25 protein-coding genes and 1 tRNA gene are annotated in these 25,557 nt (G+C 64.5%); 14 read left to right on the top strand and 12 right to left on the bottom strand.

All coding sequences use genetic code 11. The features are described from left to right. Positions 1-53: 53 nt before the first annotated feature. A complete protein-coding gene (locus tag MJ956_RS16245; RefSeq protein WP_253965482.1) occupies positions 54-341 on the bottom strand; it encodes a UxaA family hydrolase in 288 nt (95 codons plus the stop codon). Between the two features lie 175 nt (positions 342-516). On the opposite strand from MJ956_RS16245, the gene MJ956_RS16240 reads away from it, so the two are divergent. After that, entirely contained in the window at positions 517-1,245 is a 729-nt protein-coding gene (locus MJ956_RS16240) for a GntR family transcriptional regulator (protein ID WP_253965481.1), read from the top strand. Between the two features lie 176 nt (positions 1,246-1,421). Beyond that, positions 1,422-2,594, top strand: a complete 1,173-nt coding sequence (locus MJ956_RS16235; RefSeq protein WP_253965480.1) for a Gfo/Idh/MocA family protein — start codon at positions 1,422-1,424, stop codon at positions 2,592-2,594. 17 nt (positions 2,595-2,611) lie between these two features. Here MJ956_RS16235 and MJ956_RS16230 read toward each other — a convergent pair whose 3' ends face one another. Then, complete coding sequence (locus tag MJ956_RS16230) at positions 2,612-3,316, bottom strand: GntR family transcriptional regulator (RefSeq protein WP_253965479.1); 705 nt, start codon at positions 3,314-3,316, stop codon at positions 2,612-2,614. A gap of 246 nt (positions 3,317-3,562) precedes the next feature. Here MJ956_RS16230 and MJ956_RS16225 point away from each other — a divergent pair, with 246 nt between their 5' ends. The 6 genes from MJ956_RS16225 (at position 3,563) to MJ956_RS16200 (ending at position 8,861) form a co-directional block, all read left to right on the top strand. Continuing rightward, positions 3,563-4,756, top strand: a complete 1,194-nt coding sequence (locus tag MJ956_RS16225; RefSeq protein ID WP_253965478.1) for a CaiB/BaiF CoA transferase family protein — start codon at positions 3,563-3,565, stop codon at positions 4,754-4,756. Between the two features lie 149 nt (positions 4,757-4,905). Continuing rightward, on the top strand, positions 4,906-6,204 hold the full coding sequence (locus MJ956_RS16220; protein ID WP_253965477.1) for a TRAP transporter large permease: 1,299 nt from the start codon (positions 4,906-4,908) through the stop codon (positions 6,202-6,204). Positions 6,205-6,221: 17 nt separating this feature from the next. Further along, entirely contained in the window at positions 6,222-7,262 is a 1,041-nt protein-coding gene (locus tag MJ956_RS16215; RefSeq protein ID WP_253965476.1) for a TRAP transporter substrate-binding protein, read from the top strand. Positions 7,263-7,274: 12 nt separating this feature from the next. Continuing rightward, positions 7,275-7,784: a TRAP transporter small permease gene (locus MJ956_RS16210; RefSeq protein ID WP_253965475.1), complete on the top strand. Its 510-nt coding sequence runs from the start codon at positions 7,275-7,277 to the stop codon at positions 7,782-7,784. Then, positions 7,777-7,944 carry a hypothetical protein gene (locus MJ956_RS16205; RefSeq protein WP_253965474.1) on the top strand — a complete coding sequence of 56 codons (168 nt, stop codon included), beginning with the start codon at positions 7,777-7,779 and terminating at the stop codon, positions 7,942-7,944. The genes MJ956_RS16210 and MJ956_RS16205 overlap by 8 nt, the downstream gene beginning before the upstream one ends. Beyond that, positions 7,941-8,861: a hydroxymethylglutaryl-CoA lyase gene (locus MJ956_RS16200; RefSeq protein ID WP_253965473.1), complete on the top strand. Its 921-nt coding sequence runs from the start codon at positions 7,941-7,943 to the stop codon at positions 8,859-8,861. Before MJ956_RS16205 ends, MJ956_RS16200 begins: the two co-directional genes overlap by 4 nt. Positions 8,862-8,882: 21 nt before the next feature. On the opposite strand, the gene rlmH is transcribed toward MJ956_RS16200, so the two are convergent. The 3 genes from rlmH to MJ956_RS16185 form a co-directional block, all read right to left on the bottom strand. Next, positions 8,883-9,365 (bottom strand): 23S rRNA (pseudouridine(1915)-N(3))-methyltransferase RlmH, encoded by a 483-nt coding sequence (gene rlmH / locus MJ956_RS16195; protein ID WP_253965472.1) that lies wholly within the window; start codon positions 9,363-9,365, stop codon positions 8,883-8,885. Positions 9,366-9,416: 51 nt separating this feature from the next. After that, positions 9,417-9,875 carry a ribosome silencing factor gene (rsfS, locus tag MJ956_RS16190; protein ID WP_423724899.1) on the bottom strand — a complete coding sequence of 153 codons (459 nt, stop codon included), beginning with the start codon at positions 9,873-9,875 and terminating at the stop codon, positions 9,417-9,419. A 254-nt stretch (positions 9,876-10,129) separates the two neighbouring features. Further along, positions 10,130-10,423 carry a hypothetical protein gene (locus MJ956_RS16185; protein WP_253965471.1) on the bottom strand — a complete coding sequence of 98 codons (294 nt, stop codon included), beginning with the start codon at positions 10,421-10,423 and terminating at the stop codon, positions 10,130-10,132. A 208-nt stretch (positions 10,424-10,631) separates the two neighbouring features. Here MJ956_RS16185 and pabB point away from each other — a divergent pair, with 208 nt between their 5' ends. The 3 genes from pabB to MJ956_RS16170 are packed head-to-tail and all read left to right on the top strand — an operon-like array spanning position 10,632 to position 13,451. Further along, complete coding sequence (gene pabB, locus MJ956_RS16180; RefSeq protein WP_253965470.1) at positions 10,632-12,014, top strand: aminodeoxychorismate synthase component I; 1,383 nt, start codon at positions 10,632-10,634, stop codon at positions 12,012-12,014. Further along, positions 12,011-12,607, top strand: a complete 597-nt coding sequence (locus MJ956_RS16175) for an anthranilate synthase component II (RefSeq protein WP_253965469.1) — start codon at positions 12,011-12,013, stop codon at positions 12,605-12,607. The genes pabB and MJ956_RS16175 overlap by 4 nt, the downstream gene beginning before the upstream one ends. After that, positions 12,588-13,451, top strand: coding sequence for an aminotransferase class IV (locus tag MJ956_RS16170; RefSeq protein WP_253965468.1), 864 nt, complete (start codon positions 12,588-12,590; stop codon positions 13,449-13,451). The genes MJ956_RS16175 and MJ956_RS16170 overlap by 20 nt, the downstream gene beginning before the upstream one ends. Positions 13,452-13,481: 30 nt before the next feature. On the opposite strand, the gene MJ956_RS16165 is transcribed toward MJ956_RS16170, so the two are convergent. Beyond that, positions 13,482-13,892 (bottom strand): dihydrofolate reductase, encoded by a 411-nt coding sequence (locus MJ956_RS16165; protein ID WP_253965467.1) that lies wholly within the window; start codon positions 13,890-13,892, stop codon positions 13,482-13,484. A 173-nt stretch (positions 13,893-14,065) separates the two neighbouring features. Here MJ956_RS16165 and MJ956_RS16160 point away from each other — a divergent pair, with 173 nt between their 5' ends. Beyond that, on the top strand, positions 14,066-14,554 hold the full coding sequence (locus MJ956_RS16160; RefSeq protein ID WP_253965466.1) for a MarR family winged helix-turn-helix transcriptional regulator: 489 nt from the start codon (positions 14,066-14,068) through the stop codon (positions 14,552-14,554). 90 nt (positions 14,555-14,644) lie between these two features. On the opposite strand, the gene MJ956_RS16155 is transcribed toward MJ956_RS16160, so the two are convergent. Further along, positions 14,645-16,144 carry a CoA-acylating methylmalonate-semialdehyde dehydrogenase gene (locus MJ956_RS16155; RefSeq protein ID WP_253965465.1) on the bottom strand — a complete coding sequence of 500 codons (1,500 nt, stop codon included), beginning with the start codon at positions 16,142-16,144 and terminating at the stop codon, positions 14,645-14,647. A gap of 127 nt (positions 16,145-16,271) precedes the next feature. On the opposite strand from MJ956_RS16155, the gene MJ956_RS16150 reads away from it, so the two are divergent. Then, positions 16,272-17,153, top strand: coding sequence for a LysR family transcriptional regulator (locus MJ956_RS16150; protein ID WP_253965464.1), 882 nt, complete (start codon positions 16,272-16,274; stop codon positions 17,151-17,153). Positions 17,154-17,380: 227 nt separating this feature from the next. Next, complete coding sequence (locus MJ956_RS16145) at positions 17,381-18,853, top strand: phospholipase D-like domain-containing protein (RefSeq protein ID WP_253965463.1); 1,473 nt, start codon at positions 17,381-17,383, stop codon at positions 18,851-18,853. Here the strand turns inward: MJ956_RS16145 and MJ956_RS16140 are convergent, their stop codons facing one another. From MJ956_RS16140 to MJ956_RS16120, 5 genes are all read right to left on the bottom strand, one after another. After that, on the bottom strand, positions 18,854-19,771 hold the full coding sequence (locus MJ956_RS16140; RefSeq protein WP_253965542.1) for a lysylphosphatidylglycerol synthase domain-containing protein: 918 nt from the start codon (positions 19,769-19,771) through the stop codon (positions 18,854-18,856). Positions 19,772-19,854: 83 nt separating this feature from the next. Then, a complete protein-coding gene (locus MJ956_RS16135) occupies positions 19,855-20,643 on the bottom strand; it encodes an endonuclease/exonuclease/phosphatase family protein (protein ID WP_253965462.1) in 789 nt (262 codons plus the stop codon). An 872-nt stretch (positions 20,644-21,515) separates the two neighbouring features. Then, entirely contained in the window at positions 21,516-22,619 is a 1,104-nt protein-coding gene (locus MJ956_RS16130; RefSeq protein ID WP_253965461.1) for an EpsG family protein, read from the bottom strand. Between the two features lie 460 nt (positions 22,620-23,079). Beyond that, complete coding sequence (gene ade / locus MJ956_RS16125; protein WP_253965460.1) at positions 23,080-24,888, bottom strand: adenine deaminase; 1,809 nt, start codon at positions 24,886-24,888, stop codon at positions 23,080-23,082. A 154-nt stretch (positions 24,889-25,042) separates the two neighbouring features. Then, a tRNA-Leu gene (locus MJ956_RS16120) sits at positions 25,043-25,128 on the bottom strand. Positions 25,129-25,557 lie beyond the last annotated feature (429 nt).

The raw sequence follows: 25,557 nt of genomic DNA, 5'->3' as shown, positions 1-25,557 counted from the left end.
TGAAGGGAAAAGGGGGGCGGCCGCGGCAGCCTTGGCCGCTGCCGGTCAAACCATCACCAGCGATTGGTCTTCAGATTGTGGACGTGGACGTGCCCGCCCTTCTTCACGTCCGCCTTCATGCGGCCGATATCCTCGCCGTATTTGATCGCCGTATCGCCCGCCGAAAGATCCTTGAGCGCGACCTTGTGGCCGATCGGCACGTCGTCGTTGCAGGTCAGCTTGAACGAGGAATTGTCGGCGGTCACGACACACAGCATCTCGGTGCCTGCCTTGAGGTCCTCCACGACGACGACACCGACATTGTCCTTGTGATCGTGGACGAGCAGTTGCGGGATGCCCATGATTGATTCCTCCGAGGTTTACAGTTGATGCCTAGGTGAGAAGCAGCCGATCGAGCCGCCCCCAAGCGGAAAGGCCAATGGCGATATCGGTAAGTCTTATATAAGACATAAATTATCTTTACAGGTTCATGTCAAGCCGATTAGCTGGTCCGGCGAAAAAATTGGGCGGTAACTAATGACCGACGGAGAGAAGGCCCCAGCGTTCAGACCGCTCTATCAGCAGGTGCGCGAGACCCTGGTCCGCCGGCTGATCGACGGCGTGTGGACGCCGGGCCTGATGCTGCCGAGCGAATTCCAGATCGCGGCCGATCTCGGCGTCAGTCAGGGGACCGTTCGCAAGGCACTCGACGCGATGGCGGCCGAGCATCTGCTGATTCGGCGGCAAGGACGCGGGACCTTCGTCGCTCTCCCGGAGGAAGGTCGCATCCTGTTCCAGTTCTTCCGGCTCGCCGCCGACGACGACACCCGCCTGTTCCCCGACAGCCAGGTGCTGACGCGGGCACGCGGGCGCGCCGACGGCGCTGCCGCGAAGGCGTTGCAGCTCGATCGAAACGATGCGGTCTGGCGCATCGACCGTGTCCGGCACCTTGGCGGTCGGGCGGTCATAGCCGAGCAGATCACCCTGCCCGTCACGAAATTTTCTTCGCTGGGAGAAATCCGCGACCTGCCGAACAATGTCTACGCGCTCTATTCGGAGGTCTTCTCGATCACCATCGGGCGGGCTCTGGAACGGCTCAAGGCGACCGCCGCCGACGCGACCACCGCCACGCGGCTGAACTGCCAGCCCGGTCATCCGGTTCTGTCCATCGAGCGGGTCGCCTTCGCGCTCGATGGTTCGCCGATCGAGTGGCGTCTGTCCCGATGCCTGACCGACGGCTTTCATTACCAGTCCGATCTTCGCTGACGCGCGCCGATATGCGGCTGGGATGGAAGACCCCGCGAGACAGTGGAAAGAGGCGGTATGCTGATCGAAAGTCGAATCAAGGCGATAGAGCCGCATCGCAAGTCGCGGGATGAAGCTAGCCGCTGGGGCATCCGCCCTCGCCGCGTCTCTCGGCGGACGATGACAGGGAGAACGAGATGGTCTTATCGACAGACCCGATGACGGCGCCGCGGCCGATCCGGCTCGGCATGGTGGGCGGCGGTCAGGGCGCCTTCATCGGCGCGGTCCACAGGATCGCCGCGCGCCTCGATGGCGAATTCGCGCTCGTGGCCGGCGCCTTCTCCTCCGATGCCGAGCGCTCGGCGGCCTCCGGTGCCGAGATCGGCATCGACCCGGCGCGCGCCTACGCCGATTTCGGGGCGATGGCCGAAGCCGAGGCCGAACGTGACGACGGCATCGAAGCCGTCGCGATCGTCACGCCCAACCATCTGCACTTTTCTCCCGCCAAGACGTTTCTTGAATCCGGTATCCACGTCATCTGCGAAAAGCCGCTGACGGCGAAGCTGGAGGACGCGTTGGAGCTGCAACGGGTCGCCGCCGCCACCGGGCGCGTCTTCGTGCTGACGCACAATTACACCGGTTATCCGGTGATCCGTCAGGCACGGGCGATGGTCGCCGCCGGGGAGCTTGGGCCGCTCCGCGTCGTACAGGTCGAATATGCTCAGGACTGGCTGACCGAAGCCGTCGAAACGGCGGGCTCCAAGCAGGCCGAATGGCGGGTCGACCCCGACAAGGCCGGCGCGGGCGGCGCGCTGGGCGATATCGGCAGCCACGCCTTCAACCTGCTGACTTTCGTGACCGGCCTTACGCTCGACAGCGTCGCGGCGGACCTATCCGCCTTCGTTCCGGGCCGCAGGCTCGACGACAATGACCACCTGTTGCTGCGCTTTACGGGCGGAGCGAAGGGCATGCTGTGGGCGAGCCAGATCGCGCCCGGCCATGAAAATGGCCTGCGCCTTCGCGTCTATGGCGAAAAAGGCGGGCTCGAATGGGCGCAGGAAAACCCGAACCAGCTTTGGTTTACCCCGTTCGGCGAGCCGAAGCGGCTGATCACACGGGGCGGAGCGACTACCGTTCCGGCCGCCCAGCGCGTCACCCGTGTTCCGGCCGGCCATCCGGAAGGCTATCTGGAAGGCTTCGCCACGATCTACCGTGAAGCAGCAAGCGCCATCCGGGCCGTCGCCGAGGGTCGCCCGATCCCGCCCGACGTGATGTTTCCGACGGTCGAGGACGGCGTCGAGGCCATGCGCTTCATCGACGCCGCGGTGCGCTCATCGTCCGACGACAGTCGCTGGACGAAACTGGGGTAGGCGCGCCACGCCTGCGATCAAAGCGCCGCATCATCGCGGGCGGGCTTACTGCCCTCCGGCAAATCCGTCATGGTTTTCAACAAGGTATTGCGAGCCGCCAGGATATGCGCCCGCATGACGGATGCAGCCCATTCGGCGTCGCGCGAAGCGATGGCGCTGACGAGATCGCGGTGATCGGCGAAACTTCGTCCGAGGTCGCGCGGCTGAAATTTCGTGTAGCTGTGAATGAGGAAGCCGATATCCATCAGCCGGTCGGCGGTATCGCGCAGCGTCTGGTTTCCCGAGATCTCCAGAATGCGATGATGCAGCTGCTTGTTGAGCGTCGACAGGATTTCAACGCCCCTGTCCTCGGCCGACCGCGCTTCCATCTCGTCGCAAATCGCGCCGAGCACCGCGACATCCGCGTCGGTGCGAAGGGTAGCCGCGAGGCCGGCGCCAGCGCTCTCCAATAGCGCGCGAACCGCATAGACCTCGCTGACCTCGCGGATCGTCCGGCGCCGGACCACGGCGCCGGCATGCGGGATCATGTCGATGAACCCGTCCCCCGCGAGCTTGGCCAAAGCCGCGCGAATCGGCGTCCGGCTGACGCGGAAGCGTTCCGCCAGAACCTCTTCGGTCAGTCGCCCGCCGTTCTCGTAGTCGCCCTTGAGAATGGCGTCCCGCAAGGCCGCGTAGACCCTGTCCGCGCTGCGCTCGCTCGGCCCATGCTTTCTCGGCGACATGGTTTCCGCCCCTCGCAACGATGCCCTGGATGCAACTAATATTGGATACAAAATTGCGAGACAAGCGTCAAATATCATCAGGTTATTGACATATTGGATACAATCCGGCATTTCCTGAAACGCTGACGCTGGGGAGGCGCGGCCATGGGAGCACATCCGCCGGAATCGAAACGGACCTCGCGCTCGGGGAAGCGAGAATGATCCTTTCGGAGAAGCCCCGGCGGCACGCAGGGAGGAACCGGCCGCATGGGTCCGTTGGAGGGTATTCGCGTCCTGGAGATGGGTCAGCTGATCGCCGGCCCGTTCTGCGGACAGTTGCTGGCCGATTTCGGCGCGGAGGTCGTCAAGATCGAGCCGCCGAAGACCGGCGATGCCATGCGGCAATGGGGCCGCACCGATGCCGACGGCAACACGCTCTGGTGGCCGGTGATCGCCCGCAACAAGAAATCCCTCACCCTGAACCTGCGCGACAAGCGAGCCCAGGACATCGTCAAGGCGCTGGTCGCCAAGACCGATATCCTGGTGGAGAATTTTCGTGCCGGCCGCATGGAGGACTGGGGGCTGGGTTACGATGTCCTGGCGAAGATCAATCCCGGCCTGATCATGGTGCGCATCACCGGCTTCGGCCAGAGCGGGCCATATAGCGGCCGGGCCGGCTTCGCCTCGGTCTGCGAGGCGATGGGCGGGTTGCGCGAGATCAGCGGCTACCCGGACCGGCCGCCCGTGCGTATGGGGATTTCGCTCGGCGACACGCTGGCCGGCCAGAACGGCTTTCAGGGCGCGCTGCTGGCATTGCAGCATCGTCATCGCACCGGCGAAGGCCAGATGGTGGATGCGTCCATCTACGAATCCGTCCTGTCGGTCATGGAAAGCCTGATCTCCGAATATGATGGCGGCGGCCATGTCCGCGAGCGCTCGGGCAGCATCCTGCCGGGGATCGCCCCGTCCAACGCCTATCCGACCAAGGACGGCGGCACGATCATCATCGGCGCCAACCAGGACAGTCTGTTCCGCCGCCTGACCGCCCTCATGGGACAGCCGGAACTCGCCGACGACGAGAGATTCCGCGACCATCGGGCCCGTGGCCGCCATCAGGCGGAGATCGACGCGATCATCGGCGAATGGAGCCGGACCAAGCCCGCGAAGGAACTGGTGGAGGAACTCGCGGAAGTGGCAGTCCCGGCCGGCCCGGCCTACCGGGCGAAGGAGATGCTGGAGGATCGGCATTTTCAGGCGCGTGAATCGGTGACGCGGGTCGAGGATGCGACGCTCGGCCGTCCGATCGCCATGCAGAACGTGTTTCCGCGGCTGTCGGCCTCGCCCGGCGCGATCCGCCATACCGGACCTGCCCTCGGCCAGCACACGAAACAAGTGCTGGCGGAATGGCTCGGCTACGACGACGACGACATCGCTCGGCTGAAAACCGATGGTGTCATCTGAGCCTTAAACGCAAACGCGGAACGCCGAGGCGAAACCATCCCAGGGAGGACGCAAGTGGCAGGAACGACAGGCAGGCGCCGCCGTAACGGGACGAAGACCACGACCACGGGCGGCGTGGGGCACGCAAAGCATGACGGGGATGCCCGGCGATGATCGAGCCCATCATCGTCGTCGTCATCCTGCTGGCGCTCATCGCCATCGGTGCGCCGATCTTCCTGGCGCTGGGCGCGGCCGGCCTGACCGGACTCTACATGACGCGTGGCTCGATGGCGTTCTTCTTCGGCCCGACATCGCTGTTCGGCCAGTTGAACAGCTTCGAACTGCTGGCATTGCCGCTGTTCGTGCTGATGGGCAACTTCCTGGCGGCGACGCCGGTCGGCAAGAACCTTTTCCACGCGGCGGTGGTGTGGCTGCAATGGCTGCGCGGCGGGCTTGCCATCGCAACCGTGGGCGCTTCGGCCGTGTTCGGCGCTGTCAGCGGCGTCTCGATCGCCGGCGTCGCCGCGGTCGGCTCGATCGCGATTCCGCAGATGCTGGAGCGGGGCTACAGTCGCTCGATCGCCGCCGGCAGCGTCGTCAGTTCCGGCGCGCTCGCCATGCTGATACCGCCGAGCGTGCCGCTGATCATCTACGGCGCGGTCTCGAGCGTTTCGGTCGCGGACCTGTTCATCGGCGGCATCGTGCCGGGAGTCGCCCTCGCCTTGGCGATCTCGGTCTATCTGTATTTCCGCGTGCTGCTCAATCCGGCGGAAGCCCCGCAAGGAGAATACGTCCATTACAGCTGGGGCGACCGGCTCCGGGCGATTGGCGGGATCTGGCATGCGGTGCTGCTGATCGCGATCGTGCTCGGCACGATCTATTCCGGCATCGCCACGCCGAGCGAGGCGGCCGCCTTCGGCGCCATCGGGGCCTTCGTCATCGCCGCCTTCATCTTCCGCTCGGTCGGCGTCAAGGGCACGATGCGGGTGCTCGGCTCGAGCGCGCGGATTTCCGGCGCCATCCTCCTGATCATGGGCTGTGCGCGGATCTTCGGCGACTACCTCAACCTGGTCCGCGTCCCCGACGCGATCACCGGCCTGCTGGTCGGCACCGAGCTGCCGCCCGAGGTCATTCTCATCCTGATCATGCTGGTGCTCGTCGGTCTCGGCATGCTGGTCGACGCGGTGTCGCTCATCGTCGTCACCACGCCGATCCTGCTGCCGCTGATTACGACGCTCGGCTACGACCCGCTGTGGTTCGGGATCATCCTGGTGATGAATCTCGAAATCGCGGTGATCACACCGCCGGTCGGCCTCAACCTCTACACGCTGAAGGCGGTCGCCCCGATGCTGCGCATCGAGGAGATCGTCCGCAGTGTCATGCCCTTCGTCGCGGTACAGTTCGTGATGCTCGTCATCTTCGTACTGTTCCCTTCGATCAGCCTCTGGCTGCCGAACCTGATGAGATGAACAAGGAGGAAAACCAAATGACCATCAACAGACGTGGCTTCATGACCGCTACCGGCGCGCTGGCGCTCGGCTCGACCCTCGGCCTTTACCCGCGCACTGCCTACGCCGAAGCGCAGAAACTCACCGGCGTCACCTACCTGCCGCCCTCTTACGAGGACCTGGCCTATGGCAGCCAGGGCTTCGTCGACCTCGTCAACGAAAAGCACGGCGACGTCGCCACCATCGAGTTCTACGATTCCGGCCGCTTGCTCTCGGCGGACGAACAGCTCCCGGCGCTGCGCTCGGGAACCATCGACTTCATGTTCCACACCACCTCCTACATCACCCGGTCGCTGCCGATCCTCGGCATCACCGGGCTGCCGGGCGTGGTTGGCGAACTCTACGAGAATCCCGACCGCCTCAAGCGCGGCTCGCCGCTGTTCCAACTCGTCGAAGACGAGCTGAAGAAGAACGACCTGACGGTGCTCAGCCTCGGCGGCGGCGTCATGGAGCCGGAATATATCTGGAGCACCAAGGAGTCGCCGATCCGCAGCCTGGAGGACATCGACGGCAAGAAGCTGCGCGTCGTCTCCTTCGAGGCGACCAAGGCGATCGAGGATTTCGGCGGCGCCGCCGTCCGGATCCCCTCCTCCGAGCTCTATCTGGCCATGCAGCGCGGCACGGTCGACGCGGCGGTCGCCAACATCTCGACCATCAACGGCCGCAAGATCCAGGAGCAGACAGCCCAGGTCTACAAGCTGCCGGTCACCGCCTTCGGCATCGGCATTTTCGTCCAGACCGATCGCTGGGAAGCGTTGAGCGAGGAGGTCCGCAACGCGATGATGGCCGGGGTCGAATGGTTCGATGAGAACAGCGCGCGGGTTGCCAACCAGGACTATTTCGACGCCAAATACTGGCCGGCCTTCCGTGAGGCGGGTCTGGAGGTCATCGAGCCCACCGAGGCGGAGCTGGAGCGTTTCGGCGAGGTCAGCCAGAACGTTCGCGAGGCCTGGATCGGGGAAGTCGGCGAGGAAGTCGGCAAGAAAGCGATCGACCTCGCGATGGGCAAAGACGCTTAGAGGAGCGAAACCATGCTCGCCGTTCCGTTGAAACTGTTCGAGGCTTTTGCCCGGCTCCTCGAGATCGTCGGCCAAGGGGTCCTCGCCTTCATGGCCCTGACGATCACCTACGACGCCACGATGCGCTATCTGTTCGCGGCACCGACCTCGTGGAGCCTGGAAATCAACTCGTTCCTCGTCGTCTATCTCGCGGTGATGACGGCGGCGGAAGTTCAGCGGCGCGGCGAGCATATCGGGATCACGCTTCTCGCCGACAGTCTCAGACCCGGCGGGAAGCGGGTGGTTACCATCGTCGTCGGCATCGTCGGCGCGGTGTTCTGCGCCATCATCACCTGGCGCGGTGGCCTCATGGCGCATGACGCCTGGGCCTATGGGGAGCGCGTGTCGAGCGCGTTCGGCACGCCGATGTGGCTTGCCTACGCCATGCTGCCGATCGGCTTCGGAACGCTTGGATTGCTATTCCTGATCAATATCGTACGCGGCCCCGCGGCGACATCCTCGGAGACGATGCCGCATGTCTGACAGTCTCGCTCGCAAGCTCATCGCCAACCGTCCCGTCGTCGGGCAGTTAACGCTGGCGGGTGCCCCATCCGCCGCCGCGACCGCCGTTTCCTCTTCGGGCGGCATGATCAACCGGGTGAAGGCGCGGTCTTCCCGCACGGACGAAAGGAGATCGGCATGACCGGCAATTCGGAATCAGTCGAGATCGTCGAGGGCGCCCCACGCGACGGATTCCAGTCGATCGACAAGCCGCTGCCGACCGAAGAGAAGATCGCGATCATCGAGGCTCTGCTCTCCGCCGGTGTGAAACGTATGGAACTCGGCTCCTTCGTCAGCCCGAAGGCGATCCCACAAATGGCGGACATGGCCGATATCGCCGCGCATTTCCAAGGCCGGGACGGCGTTCGCCTGTCGGTTCTGGTGCCCAACGCCAGGGGCGCGGAACTGGCGCTGAAGAACCGCTACAGCGAGCTGGTCTTCGTATTCTCGGTCTCCGAGGCCCACAACCAGAACAATGTCCGCCGAAGCGTCGAGCAGTCGCTCCAGCAATTGCGCGCCGTCGTCGATACCATGGCGGGCGATGCGAACTTCCGTTTGCGTGTCGATCTGGCGACGTCCTTCGACTGCCCGTTCACGGGCACCGTGCCGCTCGAGGAGGTGCGTCGTGCCTTCGCCAAGGCGATCGCGATCGCGCCGGATGCCGAATTCGCCCTGTGCGACACGACGGGGCGGGCCGACCCGGTGACTGTGAAGACGCGGTTCGAGACGGTCATGGCCGATGCGCCGGACGGCACCGGCTGGGCATTCCACGGACACGACACCTTCGGCATGGGAGTCGCCAACGCGCTGTTTGCCTATCAGGCCGGCGTCCGCGTCATGGAAGGCGCGGCGGCTGGTCTCGGGGGCTGTCCGTTCGCGCCGGGCGCCACCGGCAACACCGCCACCGAGGATCTGTATTTTGCCTTCCAGCAAGGCGGCATCGACACCGGCCTCGACCTGGAAAAGCTGCTTGCCGCGGCCGACCGGATCGCCGCCCTGCCCGGGGGCAAGACCGGCGGGCATCTGCGCCTGGTGCCACGCACGCGCGCCTACGCCTGAAGTCGGGAAGGCGCCCGTCCTTCAGGCGCGATGATAGGGATGCCCGGCGAGGATCGTCGCCGCGCGATACAGCTGTTCGGCAACCAGAATCCGTGCGATTTGATGAGGATATGTCATTCGCCCAAGAGAAAGGACGAGGTTTGCGCCGGACCGCAGGGTCTCGTCGTGCCCGTCCGGGCCGCCGATGAGCAATGCGAGATCGCGGCGGCCGTCGTCGCGGAACGCAGCAATCGCGGCGGCGAGTTCCTCCGACGAGAGCGTCTTGCCCCGCTCGTCCAGAATCAGGTGAACCGAGCCCTCCGCGAGCGAGGACCGCAGCCGTTCGGCTTCCTCGCGCTTGCGCTCGGGCGCGGTGCCGAGCCGCGATTCGGGATATTCGGAGAGCCCCTGGTAATCCAGCCCGAGCGGCGCGCCGGTTTTCTTCAGCCGGTCCAGATAGCGGTCAGCAAGAACCCGTTCCGGGCCGGCTTTCATCCGCCCGATCGCCGCAATCGTCACTCGCATCGGCCGAGCCCCTTCCCCGGCCGAAGCCTCACTCCAGCAATGACGCGCCGATCAATGGACCGTCGCGTCTCCGGCGTCTCCGACGGACCACATCTTCTCGATATTGTAGAAGCTGCGGACCTCCGGGCGGAAGATATGAACGATGATGTCGCCCGTATCGATCAGCACCCAGTCGCCGTTCTGAAGGCCTTCCACCTTTGCCATCCCGAAGCCGTGAGACTTGAGATCGCGAAGCAGATGGTCGGCAACCGCCGTCACATGGCGATGCGATCGTCCAGAGACGATCACCATGTGATCGGCCAGTGCCGATTTGCCCTTCATGTCGATGGAAACGATGTCCTCGCCCTTCGAGTCTTCCAGGCTCGAAATCACGAGATCGATTGCAGTCCGGCCGACCGAAAGATCGGTGGCGGGCGCGTCAGAAGGAGAGGTCTCGAAGACGTCCTTCGCTTCAGCCGCAGGTCTCAGTGTCGTTTTCCCTTTCCACGGGCGTAGCTTCGAAGCTGAAATAACTCCGATAAAAAGGATGTAGGCAGTCTTTGGTGGCAGTTTCAAGACGTAGGGACGTTCCCGACCGCGAGCTTTTCCGAAAGCGGTAAAGTTGTTGCAAGCAATTTTACAATCCGTCCCCGCCCAAAGACGCGTTCCAGGACAAGCCGAAGCCGTCGCCCGAACCCCCGAACGATATCTGACGACGTCCATCCACATCGCCTGGACGATGATCGCAATGAGACCAGGCAGCGGACGTTTTCGTCGCAAATTTGCTAATTGAGCCGACCGGAGAGGCAACGCCGATAGGCGGCGGCGCCGTCTTCTCGCGCCCGCTGCCTTTGGAGAAGACTAACGCCGATGCTATCCTCGCCCCGATCGATCCGGTTTTCGTAGCTGTTGGCCGCCGTCTGACGCCCATATTGCTGGCAGAAGGCCTCCGTTCCCCTTGCATTCGGATTCGCCGAGACGCGCGCGCCGGCAATCGGGGATGGATTGGGATAGGGCGTACCGGCGTTGCAGCCGGCCAAGCCGGCAAGAAGACCCAGGCAGACGATCGCGGCTCGCATCGCGGGCTCCATCAAATTTTGATCCTGTCCGTTATCTGGGGCGAACGCTCTCCGCACCAAGGCCTTATCAATCAGACGTGCTGGAGCGGGCCTTCGGCATCGGGTCCGCACGGTGACGTCGCAGGATATTCGGGAGAATCGCGTCCCTTCGCCAGGGGGGCGCCGATGCGGTTTGACGCGCGCGCGCGGTTCTGGGCAATTGCCCGCCATGGTCTACGAAGAGATCGATCCCCTGGCGCCGGATGTGGCGGCGGCCCGCCTGAGGCCGCTGGGCGGCCTCGCCTTTCTCGACAGCGCCATGCGTCACGTGACGCTGGGGCGCTACGCCTATGTCGCCGCCTCGCCTTTCGCTCGCTTCACCGTCGATGCGGGCGGCGCGATGCTGGACGGACGCCGCCTCGACGGCCTGCCTCTCGCCGCGCTGGACACGGTCCTGCGGCGGTATCGCACCCACACGATCGCCGGGCTGCCGCCGTTCCAGGGCGGCGCCATTGGCTATGTCGGTTATGATTTCGCCCATCATCTGGAACGGCTCGCCCTCCCGCCGGATCTCGATCCGGACATGCCGAGCGTCCGGTTCAATCTCTACGATACGGTGCTTGCCGTCGATCTCGTCGACGAGCGCGCCTTCCTGATTGCATCCGGCCATCCCGCCGACGAAGCGAAGCGCGAGCGTTACGCACATACGCGCATCGCGGCGTTCAAGACGGCTCTGGAGGCGCCGGGCCCCGCAGCTTCCGTTTCGCCGGCACCCGCTCTCGACTGGCGCTCGAATTTCTTCGCGGCCGACTATCGCGCGGCGATCGAGCGGGTGCGCGACTACATTCTGGCCGGCGACATCTACCAGGCCAATATCGCCCAGACCTTCGAGGCCCGCCTCCCGGACGGCTTCGATCCCTTCCAGCTCTATCTCAAGCTGCGACGAACCAATGCCGCCCCCTTCGGTGCGTTCCTCGACTATCCTGGTTTCGCCATCGCCTCGTCGTCGCCGGAACGCTTCCTCAAGATCGAGGGACGCGAAGTGGAAACCCGCCCGATCAAGGGGACCGCGAAACGCTCGGCCGATCGGGCCGCGGATCGGGCACTGGCCGCGGCGCTTCTCGCCTCTGAAAAGGACCGGGCAGAGAACGTGATGATCGTCGACCTCCTGCGCAACGATCTATCGCGGGTCTGCGAGGCGGATAGCGTCGAAGTGCCGGTTCTGTGCGGCCTGGAAAGCTATGCCTCGGTGCATCACCTCGTCTCGGTCGTCACCGGTCGCCTGCGCGACGGCGTGACGGCAGGCGATCTCCTCGCCGCGACCTTTCCGGGCGGTTCGATCACCGGGGCACCGAAAATCCGTGCGATGGACATCATCACCGAAATCGAAAAGACCGCGCGAGGCCCCTATTGCGGCGCCATCGGCTATCTCGGCTTCGATGGCGCCATGGATCTCAACATCGCCATCCGCACCGTCAGCTTCGCCCACGGCAAGGCGCGCCTCGCCGCCGGCGGCGGCATCACCGTCCTGTCCGACCCGGCCGCCGAATACGAGGAGACTTTCACCAAGGCGACCCGCGTCCTTGCGGCGTTCGAGGACGATGCCGGATGATCCTCGTCATCGACAATTACGACAGCTTTGTCTTCAACGTCGCCCGCTATCTCGACCGACTGGGCGCACAGACGCGAGTCGTGCGCAACGACTCGCTGACATTGGCCGACATCGATGCTTTGGCGCCGAGATCAATCATCATTTCCCCCGGCCCCTGCACGCCGGCCGAAGCGGGAATCTCGCGCGAGCTGGTCCGCGAGTTCAGCGGCCGCCTGCCGATCCTCGGCGTCTGTCTCGGTCATCAGGTGCTGGGCGAGGTCTTCGGCGGCACCGTGACACGCGCGCTGAGGCCGATGCATGGCCGCGCCTCGGAAGTCCACCACGACGGGTCGGGCTTGTTCGAGACAATGCCGAGCCCGACCACGGTGGGGCGCTACCATTCGCTGATCGTCGAGGAGACACCGGCGATGCTGCAGAGCCTGCGCGTCGACGCGCGCTCGGCGGAAGGCGAGATCATGGCATTGTCCCACCGTGCGCACCCGACCTACGGTATCCAGTTTCACCCGGAATCTGTCCTGAGCGAACAAGGCGAGCTGACCTTCAAGAATTTCCTGACCCTCGCTGAGGCTTGGCATGACCGACATCTGGCTTAACGGCGCCTTTGCCCCGTGCGACGGCGCGATCGCCGCGAACGACCGGGGGCTGCTTCTCGCCGACGGCATCTTCGACACCGCGCTGGTTCTCGGCGGCCGGGTGTTCCGTATGGAGGAGCATCTGGAACGCCTCGCCGCCGCCGCCGGACATCTGGAAATCCCGGTCGCCCGACAGGATCTGCAAGCCGCCATTTCCGCGCTGGCGGAACGACAGGTCAACGGCTCGATCCGGCTCACCGTCACCCGTGGGCCTGGCCCCCGCGGCATCGCCCTCCCCCCGGACCCGCGTCCGACTGTCCTTGGCTCGTCCGCGCCGCTGACGCCGAGCGCGATGTTCTCGGCGATCCGCCTGGATGTGTCCCCGATCCGGCGCAACGAGACCTCGCCCACTGCGCGTGTGAAATCTCTGGCCTATCTCGACGCGGTCCTCGCCAATCACGCGGCGCGGCTGGCCGGCGCCGACGAGGCCCTGTTCCTCAATACCCAGGATCGTGTCGCGTGCTCGGCGCTCGCCAACCTCTTCGTGCTCAAGGACGGCGAATTGTCGACCCCACCGCTCGCCGACGGCGTCCTCGATGGAATCACCCGTCGCTGGGTGCTGGCCCATGCCGGAGCATTCGGCCTTGCCGTCCGCGAACGCTCGCTCGGCCTTGCCGATCTTCGGGGCGCCACGCTGTTCCTGACCAACAGCCTGCGGCTGCTCTCGCCCGCGACGCTCGATCCGTCGTCCATCGGACAGCCGGACGGTCAGCTCACCAGTTTGATGACCGGGCTATGCGAGGCGATCGCCGCCGAATGCGGCGCCGATCCGCGCACGCTGGGCGCCGAGGTCGGACCGCAATAACCGAGACGGCGTCCGCCTTGGCCGCTTGGCTCACCCGCGCCGGCTGCCCGCCGCGACGAGCCAGGCGGGGTTGAACCAGGTGTCGGCCTCGCCGTCATAGGGCAACGTGTTGATGTCCCAGTGCCGGACATAGGGTGCGTAGACATCCCACACGGCCGGCCCTCCCCCCACATAAACGACACGGTTGGGGAAGCCGGCGAGCACTTCTTCCGGATCGTCGGACGAGCGGATCTCGACGATGACCCGGTCGTTCCTGGCAAAGCTGGGAAATGATGCGACCGTCTTCGGTCCGGCGATCAGCACATGGCCGCGGGTAATCTCGAAAAAGCGCTCGACGTCCTCGGTGAAGACCCGCTCCGGTCGCCCTTCCCACGGCAACTGGCCGCCAAGGCCAAGTTGTCCGCTCCGACCGATCGCGCAGATGACCCGCACATCCGCCATATGGCCATTCCTTCTCTTCCATTTCCGCATTTCGGCGAAGCCGCTGCCGCGCCCGCCAAGGCGCGGACTTGGCGACGTGTATTGCGGGAGGCCGACAAGGAACCCTTACGATTCCAGTTTCGTTCATAAACTAGTTAAAAGATGGATGGCCGGCTATCGGCCAATAAGCCGGTATGGATACGAATATAACAGTCCGTCTTGATTGGGAACCGAGAACGGGTGTCGACCAGTCACTGGCCATCCTGCCCGCGCTTCTCTCGATCGCGAAATCGACACGCGCCTTCCAGGCGCTGCTGCTGGCCGAGATCGGTCTTCATCCCGGCCAGGATCAACTGCTGGACAGCCTCGACCCTAGCAATCCATCGAGCGTGTCGATGCTCGCCGACCAATTGTCGGTCCGCCCCTCGACGGTATCGAAGATGCTCGACAGGCTGCTCGCGAGAGGTCTGGTGGCGCGCACACCGAATAGCCGAGACGCCCGACAGACCATGGTTCAGCTGACATCGGCGGGCGAAGAGGCGCAAGTCGCCATTCGCGAGATCTGGCAACGGCTCGAAGCCGATCTGACGAGTTCCATCCCGTCCGGCGATCTCGTCGCGCTCGACCGGTCGCTGACGCATGTCGGCGAAATTCTCGCCCAGAAACTTCGTCGACTTCGCTAACTCACAGGCCGCGATGGCGCGATCGTCAGGCGCCTTGAGAAAAACGGGCGCCTGGAGCGCCCGTTTACAGGCCTGGTCTGGATATCGCGATCAGCCCATGGCCTTGAAGTTGAATTCGGCGCCGTCCTTGATGCCCGACGGCCAGCGCTGGGTCACCGTCTTGGTCCGCGTGTAGAAGCGGAAGGCGTCGGGGCCATGCTGGTTGAGGTCGCCGAAGCCCGATGCCTTCCAGCCGCCGAAGGTGTAATAGGCGAGCGGTACCGGGATCGGCACGTTGACACCGACCATGCCGATATTGATGCGGCTGGCGAAATCGCGCGCCGCGTCGCCGTCGCGGGTGTAGATCGCGACGCCGTTGCCGTATTCGTGCTCCATCGGCAGCGATAGTGCTTCCTCATAGTTCTTGGCGCGCACCACCGACAGAACCGGCCCGAAAATCTCGGTCTTGTAGATGTCCATGTCGCGGGTCACGTCGTCGAACAGGCAGGCCCCGACGAAGAAGCCGTCCTCATAGCCCTGCATCTTGAAGCCGCGACCGTCGACGACGAGCTTGGCGCCTTCCTCGACGCCCCTGTCGATGAGACCCAACACGCGCTTTTTCGCCTCGCCGGTGACCAGCGGACCCATGTCGACGTCATCGCCGGCCGTATAGGGCGCGATCTTCAGCGCCTCGACCCTCGGGATCAGCTTCTCGACCAGCCGGTCCGCGGTCTCCTTGCCGACGGGTACGGCCACCGAGACCGCCATGCAGCGCTCTCCCGCCGCACCGTAACCGGCGCCGATCAGCGCGTCCGCCGCCTTGTCGATGTCGGCGTCCGGCATGATGATCATGTGGTTCTTGGCACCGCCGAAGCACTGGACGCGCTTGCCGTTGGCGCAGCCGCGCGAATAAATATACTGGGCGATCGGGGTCGAGCCGACAAAGCCGATGGCCTGGATGTCGGGGTCGTCGAGGATCGCGTCGACAGCGCCCTTGTCGCCGTTGACGACGTTGAGAATACCCTCCGGCAGCCCGGCCTCTACCATCAATTCGGCCAGCATGATCGGCACCGACGGATCGCGCTCGGACGGCTTGAGGATGAAGGCGTTGCCGCAGGCGATCGCCGGGGCGAACTTCCACATCGGGATCATCGCCGGAAAATTGAACGGCGTGATTCCGGCGACGACGCCGAGCGGCTGGCGTATCGAATAGATGTCGATGCCGGGGCCGGCACCCTCGGTGAATTCGCCTTTCAAGAGATGCGGCGCGCCGATGCAGAACTCCACGACCTCGAGCCCGCGCTGCACGTCGCCCTTGGCGTCCGGAAAGGTCTTGCCGTGTTCGCGCGACAGCGCCTCGGCAAGCTTGTCCATATCGCGAATGAGCAGATCGACGAATTTCATCATCACCCGGGCGCGACGCTGCGGATTGGTCGCCGCCCAGGCCGGCTGGGCCGCCTTGGCGTTCTCGACGGCGGCGCGAAGCTCCTCCGCGCTCGCCAGCGCGACCTTGGCCTGGACCTCGCCGGTCGCCGGATTGAAGACGTCGGCGGTGCGTCCGCTGGTGCCGGCGACGCGCTTGCCGCCGATGTAATGACCGATCTGTTCCATCTGGTTCCTCCTCGGGATTTTGCCTTGCCGTCTATCTCGCGCGGCGCGGGCGAAAAGCCAATCCTTCGCATCGCGCATCCGTTGTGCGAAAAGTGACGTCCACCAGGCCGGAGCGGAGCGAATGGGCATGAATTGGGACGACGTCCGTCTGTTCCTCGCGGTGGCGCGGGCCGGGCAGATCCTGGCGGCGGCACGGCGGCTGGAGCTCAATCACGCGACCGTCGGGCGACGGCTGACGACGCTGGAGACGGCCTTCGGCGCCCGGCTGCTCATCCGCCGGCCGAACGGCTGCGAACTCACCGATACCGGCCGGACGTTTCTGGAACAGGCCGAGCGCATGGAAGAGGCGATGCTGACCGCCCGCGCCGCGGTCGGGGGCACCGACATCGCGCTGTCCGGCACCGTGCGCGTCGGCGCGCCGGACGGCTTCGGCACCGCCTTCCTCGCCCCCCGGCTCTGGCGGTTGACCGAGCGTCATCCGAACCTCACCGTGCAGCTGGTCCCGGTGCCGCGCGCCTTTTCGATGTCGCGCCGCGAGGCCGACATCGCGATCACCATCGAACGGCCGGAGGCGGGGCGTCTGGTCGCCGCCAAGCTCACCGACTATGCGCTCGGGCTTTACGCCGCGCCGGCCTATCTCGCCGAACAGGGAGAGCCGCGCACGCTCGCGGACCTTTCCCGCCATCGTCTCGTCGGCGCTGTCGAGGATCTGCTCTACAGTCCCAAATTAGCCTATTACAGCGACATCACCGCCGAGTGGCCGTCGCGTTTCGAGGTGTCGAGCGCGCTGGGTCAGACCGAGGCGGTAGCGGCCGGCGCCGGCATCGGCATCCTGCACGGCTTCATGGCCGCGGGGCGCGCGGAGCTCGCCCGCGTGCTGCCGGACCAGACGATCCAGCGGACCTACTGGCTGGTCTATCACGAGAGCGTCCGCGACGTGCGCCGCATTGCCGCCGTCGCCGATTTCATCCGCGAGATCGTAGCGACGGACCGCGCATCCTTCACCTGACGGGGCCGGCCCGCCTCGGCAGTCGCGAGGATGCCGGCGGATGAGGACAATCGCGGCCGGCGACGGCCCACACCCTCCGCTATCGGCTGAGCCGATCGACGCACGACATCGTTGCATGCGCATCGGATGACCGCTGTCGAGAAACCGGTAGAAAAGACATCATCATGGTGCCGCTCGTCGCTCCGCCTGCTATGTGGGGGTCGAAGAGAATAGACCCACAGGACCCCATGCAGCATCCGGACGACGCGACGCGGCCGATCGCCATCGAGCGGGAGCGGCCGCTCGCTACGCAAATTCTCAAGGCGGGGCGCAATTGCCGCGATGTCACGCTAACCCGACGCGCCGCCCTGCTCGTTGATGGCAGCCAGTATTTTCCTCGCCTCGCGCGCTGTTTGCGGATGGCGCGTCAATCCATCGTCATCGTCGGGTGGGATTTCGACGGCCACATCCACCTGCAACGGGACCCGGCAGGAAACGGGTACGACACGCTTGGGCCCCTACTGCGCGCGCTGGTGGAAGCCAACCCGGCGCTTGAAGTGCGCATCCTCGTATGGAGCGTGGCGCTGGCGCACGCGCCGGGCAGTTCGAAAGACCTGATCTTCGGCGCCGACTGGCAGAGACACTCCCGCATTTCGGTGCGCCTCGACACCGATCACCCCCTTTATGCGGCCCATCACCAGAAGATCGTCACCATCGACGACAGTATCGCGTTCGTGGGCGGCATCGATCTGACCGTGCAACGCTGGGACAGTCCGGGTCATTTGCCGCACGACCCCGCCCGGCAGGACGGCGACGCTCATTACCACCGACCGGTTCACGATATGCAGATGCTCGTCGATTCCAGGGCCGCGGCGGACGTAGCCGGAGTGGCCCGGCTCCGTTGGCGCCGCGCGACCGGGGAGGAACTGCCCGTGTCGAGCGCGCAGACCGACCTGTGGCCATCCGATGTCGTCCCGGACTTCGAAAATACGCCGATGGGCATCGCCCGCACGCTGCCGGGATGGAACGGTCATACGCCGGTATCGGAGGTGGCGGCCCTGATCGCGGACGCGCTGTCGGCCGCCCGGCAGAGCATCTATATCGAGACGCAGTATCTCGCGGCACCGATGGTCGCCGACATCCTGGCAAAGGCGCTGGCGCGAGCCGACGGGCCCGAAATCGTGATCCTGACGACGCGGACCCTGAACGGGCTTTTGGAACAAATCGCCATGGGTCTGAACCGCGACCGGCTTATTCGCCGCCTGCGCAAGGCCGACCGGTTCGGTCGGTTGCGAGCCTTTTTCCCCGTCTCGGACGGCAGCCGAGAAGACGCCGAGATTCTGATCCACGCAAAGCTGATCGTTATCGATGATCGTTTTCTCAGGGTCGGCTCGTCCAATCTCAACAATCGTTCGCTGGGGCTCGACACTGAATGCGATATCGGCATCGAAGCGAACAACGCCGCGTCCCGTCGCGCGATCGAGCGCTTACGAAATCAACTTGTGGGCGAACATCTCGCCGTCGACGCCTCACGCGTCGCCGAAGCGATCGCCGCCGAGGGATCGCTGGTGCGGGCCATCGACAGGTTGAACGGAGCGGGACGACTTCGCCCGTTCGCGGCAATGTCGGATCGCGGGCCGTCGCGGCGGATCCCACTGACTACCTTGCTTGACCCAAAAAGGCCGTTCAACCTGGCGAGCTGGCTGTCCCGCAAACGGTAGTCACCGCTCTGCCGACAAGTCCTTTGACGCCTTGCTCCGCCAGACCAGTTCGGTCACCGCGAACACGGTCCCGCCGATGACGAGCGGGGCGAGAAAATAAACGAAGCGGAAGACCAGAAGCGCGCCGATCACGTTGACCTGCGGCAGGAGATAGACGATCACGGCCTCGATGATACCGAGGCCGCCGGGCACATGGGTGACGAGGACGCCCATATTGGCCAGAACGAACGCCGTGATTGCGGTCAGATAGGGAATCTCGGTCACCGCGCCGAGCGCCTGGTGAAGGCATGCCGCCACCAGCGCGAAATTGAGACTGCCGACGGCGACCTGAGCCAGCGCAAGGCGAGGATCGGGCATCTCCAGCGTCCATTTGCGGATGCGCAGACGGCCTGTAACGAAGGTCGCGGCAATGAGGTAGAGCGCGGTCGCCGCCAACGAACCGATGCCCAGAGCCAGGACGAGCGACTGCGGAATGCCGATCAGCTCGGCCGCCAACGCCGGGCGCAAGAGGATCGAGACGCCGCCGAGAGTCGCCAGGCCGACTCCGACCGTCATTCCGGAAAACAGAATGATCTTCGACACATCCCCGACCGAAAGGCCCCATCGCGAGTAGAAGCGGTAGCGGATCGCGCCGCTGCTGAGACCGGCGAACCCGATGCTGTGGCCCAAGGACAGGGAGACGAAGGAGGCAAGCGCGACGCGCGGGTAAGCCAGGCGCTTGCCGACATAGCGAACGGCGAGGGCGTCGAAGCCGGTGAGACAGACATAGCTCGCCGCGGCGAAAAGCCCGGCGCTTCCCAGGCGAGCGAGCGGAAACGACGTGACCGATTGGACAAGTTCGTCGAAGCTGTAGCGACCCAGCGTGCGGTAGAGCAGCCAGCCCGCCAGCAGCAATCCCGCCACGACCATCCCGCGCATCAGCCATATGCGCCAGCCTGTCCCGCCACTGGTCACCTCATCGCCCGCACGCGTTCCCTGGCGTTCCTCCTCGACGGCTTCGGTCATCGGCGATCGACCTTCCCGCCCGGCATCACTTTCCCGTCAGGCTCTGTCCCCGCCGCCGTCAGATCGAGCTCGATCAGCAAAGGTAAGTGATCGGAGGCGACTCTTGTCAGCGGCGTCCGGATGCTTCTTACGGATCGAACGGAGACGGCGCCGCGCAGGAAGGCGTGATCGATACGCAGGAGCGGCAGCCGGCTCGGAAAGGTCGCGCCCGGATCGCAATTCCCGGCCAGATGGCACGCCTCCGACAGACCCTGCGCCAATTGCCGGTAGACGCGGGACCGCGGGACCGCATTGAAGTCGCCGACCAGCACGACAGGATCGCGGCATTCGGGATGACCAAGCCAATCGTCACCGAGCACGGTTTCCGCCTGACGCAGGCGTTCGCCACCATTCAGACCGAAATGCGTGTTGATCACCTGCAACTGCTTCCCCCCTGCTTCTACAGATACCCATAACGCGCCCCGCGGCTCGAGCTTTGGCCGGGCCGCGAGCCCCGGCAACGGCCCGGCCCGCATCAGGCGGGACGGGAATCGCGTGAGGATCGCGTCTCCATACTGTTCTTCCTGGACTGTCAGCGCGGCATGAAAATGCGGCATCATGCCGAGGTGTCTGGCGATGTCCCGCGCCTGATCCGCGGCGCCCGTCCGCATCCGGCCGACGTCGACCTCCTGAAGCGCGACAATGTCGGCGGCGCAGCCGTCAATGACCTCCGCGATCCGTTCCGACGACAGCCGCCGATCCGTCCCGATACAACGGTGAATATTGTAGGACAGGAGGCGGATCATGAATGGCGCGACCGCCCGGCATCACGGCTCTCGTCCAATGTCAACTCACCTGTCCAACTTACGGGCGCCTGGACGCCCGCCCGAGAATTGCCGCAATCAAGCGACTGGCCGGACGAACGGCCTAGACGCCCCGACATATGGTCCCAACTCCTCCCGAAAAGGGGCGGCTTGTCCGCCAAGGCAAGATTTGCCGCGCCGGCGGGTGCCATCGCGTCCGTTTTTTCACCCGTCGCAGCAGTCATCGGGACAAGGGTCCATCCGGCGATGTTGCCATGGTTGGAGAGGATGCGGGACTCGTACCGTGCCAGCCGGCTCGATCGCGCCTCCCGATGTCCGATCCGGGCACCGCGCCAGCGATCGAAGGCAGAATAGGCGAAGCCATAGGCGACCTAGCGGACGCCCCGAGCTGCGGCCGAGGCTCGTCTGGCCGACTTCAGCTTTATCGAGGGTAGGTAAATCCCGGGTGTCGTCACGAAGCCCCTACAAAGTCCCGATCGACCACGAAATGAGTGCCCGAGCCGCGTCGCAGTCTGTAGGCCTCGAACTTTCCGTTGACGTGAAAGAACTCCACCTCATGAACGGCAACTTCCTGATTGGCGGACGAGTCGGCGAATATCGAACTTCCGGCTGGCGCGGCCTATCTCGCAAATATGGTTGTCCCGATTGCCTCGATGGACGCCGTCATCCTACTCACGATGACGCAGGCGCGGCCGGGCGGTGAGGACTGATCGGCGGGTTTCTCGACCTTCTCGCCACTACTCGGTGACGCAAATCCGTAATCAGCCGCGACTTCTGGCATTGCTTGCGCCCCGCCTCCCTTAGGCAGATATTCCGACTTGCTCAGAGCGTCCTTGAGTCTAGCATCGGAAGGATCAGCATGATCCTCGAATACGGTCTGATATGGCAGATACGGCGCCGATGAAGGAGCCGACAACGTGTAAACCAGCGCTGAAGACCGCCAGACCTGCGACGGACCCACCTCTCAGCCACAACGGCGCCATTCTAACGGCATCCAGGCGATAAACCGCAGCGATCTGCCACGGTATAGACACCATCATGATCCGATTCCAGAAGATAGGCATTTCCGATACGAAAAGATGCGCGACCAGCACCCAGATCGTGACCCATATTCCCATGACGACGAATGGATCATGACGCTCTTTTTGCGTCGGCGCGACGTAGAGCACACCAAGAACCACGATATGAAAGCCGATCAGCCCGGCCGTGCCGATTGAAATCGGCGCCGACTTGGTAGCCGCATAAAATGTCAATTTGAACGCGATCCAGTCAGGCATCATCGGCGAAACCGCCGCGATGACAGTCTGAGCCACACTGACGCCTGATATCGCAGCAAGGACGCCTACGCCAATGACTGCGGCCGGAAGCCACCACACCGGGCGCCACCGCCTCAAGACCAGAAGGGGCGCGAAAAATGCTCCTGTAATGTGAAAGCCGGTGCTGGCGATCATCGAGAGAACCGATGAAACGGGACGCTTTTCTACCGCAAGCAAAAGTGCCAGAAGCGCAAATGAAGATGCCAGCGCCTGTCTTAACACAGCCATTTGCGCGACGAGAAAGATCAGCCCGAAATACACCAGCCAAACGATCGCCATCGACTTTGAAATTCGCGAAACGACAACATGCACCATGGCGATGTTGATCATCGCCACTACAAATATCATCGTCTCTATACCGCCACCAAACGTCTTGATTGCGATGTTGAGCCAGAGAAACAACGGCTCGACCAACACATCCATGCGAGGAATGCCATCGCAGACCGCCCCGGTTAGTTCCGGTACGGCGGCGAAGATCATTTCATAAGCAGGCCAGTCGTACCCCGTCCGATAACGGAACCCCGCAAAGGCGATTAACGTGACCGAAGCCGCGATTCCCGCCCATGTTGCCCATTCCTTCCGCCATACCGTCAGTATCGCGAAGATCGTTAGCGTCGCGGCAATAGTCAGATATATTGTCATGCCCACCCCCGGGTCCGATAACGGATAGGTTGTAGCCATTGGCCGCGTCAAGTCTGAGGGGCGGGAATCATACTCCTCTGGAGGTCGAGAAGAGGGCTGACGCCGACATTTCTTCGCCGGATGATCGGCCTTTCCAGCCGAACCGCTGATGGAACTGGAGGTCGACCTGACAATCGGCGGCAGTTATAGCGAGAAAAACATCCAGCGCCTGGCCGAGCGCCACAGCGACCGACTGGCAGACCCGTGCTGACAGCGTCGGGCATGCCGAAGTTGCGGACCGTTTCCTATCCCCAGTGTGGCCCTAGCCTCGACGAGCCCGCGAGAATGCGCTCGCCGCCGTCAATCGAGAGGCCCAGTGCATCGTCTATCGACGCCCTCCACATGTGCGGCCCTTTCCAAGCCGCCAGTTCGTTTCTGATGAGACGATCCCCATTCCCGGGCCCGGAACCCGCCGCCGCGTTCACACGAACAAATCCACCAGCTCGAACCTTTCGACGTCGACGATGCCCTTGTCGGAGATGCGCAGGCTCGGGATCACAACCAGCGCCAGCAGCGAGTGCTGCATATAGGCGTTGTTGAGCGTGCAACCGGCGTCGCGCATCGCTTCGATCAGCCGCTCGGCCTTGGCCGCGACGATCTCGGCGCGCTCGTCCGACATCAACCCGGCGATCGGCAACTCGATTAGCGCCTTCTCCTTGCCATCGGCAAAGAACGTCACCCCGCCGCCGACCTCGCCCAGCCGGTTGGCGGCGAGCGCCATGTCCTCTTCCGAGGTGCCGACGACGATCATGTGATGGCTGTCATGGGCAACGGTCGAGGCCATGGCGCAGCGCCCGCGATAGCCGAAGCCGGAGACGAAGCCGTTGACCACCGCGCCGCTCGCCCGGTGGCGCTCGACCAGCGCGATACGGCAGACATCATTGTCGACATCGGGCATCGCCACGCCGTCCGTGACCGGGACCGTCGCCGTCAAGGCCTTGGTCGGCGCCTGGTTCTCGACGACGCCGATGACCCGGACCTCGGCCTTGCTCCCCGCCCCCGCCGGCGCGGCCACGCGAAAAGCCTCGGGCGTCAACGGCCGGCCGAGCTTGACCGTATCCTTGGCCGCGGCCGGATAGGCATGGGCCGGCAAGTCGGCCTGGAGCATCCCGGCCGCTGCCAGGCGCACGCCGCGGCCATAGACTTCGTCGATGGTCAGTTCGGCCAGATCGGAGACGATCAGGAAATCGGCGCGCCGACCGGGCGTTACCGAGCCGATCTCACGCTCCAGCTTGAAGTGCTCGGCGGTGTTGATCGTCGCCATCTGGATCGCCGTCATCGGCTTCAAGCCGCGTGAAATCGCATGGCGAACCACACGATCCATATGGCCGTCGCGCACCAGGGTACCGGAATGACAATCGTCGGTGCACAGGATGAAGTGGCGCGAATCGAGCCCCAACTCGGTGATCGCCCGCAGCTGGGCGGCGACGTCGTACCAGGCCGAGCCGAGGCGCAGCATCGCCTTCATGCCCTGGCGTACCCGCGCGGCCGCATCCTCCATGCGGGTGCCCTCGTGGTCGTCCTCCGGCCCGCCGGCGACATAGCCGTGGAAGGCTCGGCCAAGATCCGGCGAGGCGTAGTGCCCGCCGACCGTCTTGCCGGCCTTCCGGGTCGCGGCGATCTCGCCGACCATTGTGGCGTCGTTGGCGGCGACGCCGGGAAAATTCATCACCTCGCCGAGCCCGATGATCGCCGGCCAGCCCATCGCGGCGGCGACATCGGCCGGGCCGAGCACCGCCCCGCCCTCCTCCAGCCCCGGCGCCGAGGGCACGCAGGACGGCATCTGCACCCAGACGTTCACCGGCTGCTCGAGCGCCTCGTCATGCATCAGCCTGACGCCGGGAAGGCCCAACACATTGGCGATCTCGTGCGGATCGATGAACATCGAGGTGGTGCCGTGCGGGATCACGGCGCGGCAGAACTCGGTCACCGTCACCATGCCGCTTTCGACATGCATGTGCGCGTCGCAGAGACCGGGCATCACGTAGCGGCCAGCGGCGTCGGCGACCCGCGTCCCCTCACCGATCGTGTGCGTGGCGTCGGGACCGCAATAGGCGAAGCGTCCGGCCTTTACGGCGATGTCGGTGGCGGGAATGATCTCGCCGGAATGCACATTAACCCAGCGCGAATTGCGCACGACGAGGTCGGCGGCGGCCCGCCCCATGGCGACGTCGACCAATAGCGGCGCGACTCGGTCGAACGGTTCGGGCGAATGACGGCTCTGGCTCATGACTTATCCACACCCTGGCGACACTTCGCGACATTGGATCGAACAAGAAAGCGTGAGGCCCAGGAGAGCCATATCACACCGGTCTCATCCGTCGACTGTTGCGAATGCCCCTGTAACAATGGTCGAGGAAATGCCTGCAACCTCTGCTATTCACTGGTGCGGGCGGCGGGACTCGAACCCGCACGGGACGAAGCCCGAGGGATTTTAAGTCCCTTGCGTCTACCATTCCGCCACGCCCGCTCGGCGCGGAGCACAACGCCATGCCGCCAGCGGTGTCAAGTTTGTGCGCAATTGCCACATGTCACAAAATTTTCCCTGACGCTCTCAGGCAAAATCGCGTACCGTCACAATTGCGATGATGTTTCGTCGCAGCGACCGCGAAAAGGGGGTGGCATGAGAAACGATTTCGACCATTGCGGCACGCCCGCCCACATTCGCGAAACGCCGGTTTTCGACGCATTCGAAGGCCTTTATGCCTCCGGCCTGCTCGCACGTCTGAAGCGACAAAACCTAGCGCTGGATCGCCTTCGTCATGCGCTGGAGGACGAACTGGCATCGCCGGCTCGCGGATGCGCGCCGCGAAAGCGCGTGCACTCCACAGCATAATCATGCGAGCCGCGTGCGGCTCGAGACCGGCGCCCCAGGCGTTCCGGCGCGGCGCGCCGTGAA

The sequence above is a fragment of the Aurantimonas marianensis genome (genome assembly GCF_024195285.1).
Lineage (GTDB): Bacteria > Pseudomonadota > Alphaproteobacteria > Rhizobiales > Rhizobiaceae > Aurantimonas > Aurantimonas marianensis.
This window is presented reverse-complemented; position numbering and strand designations above follow the sequence as displayed.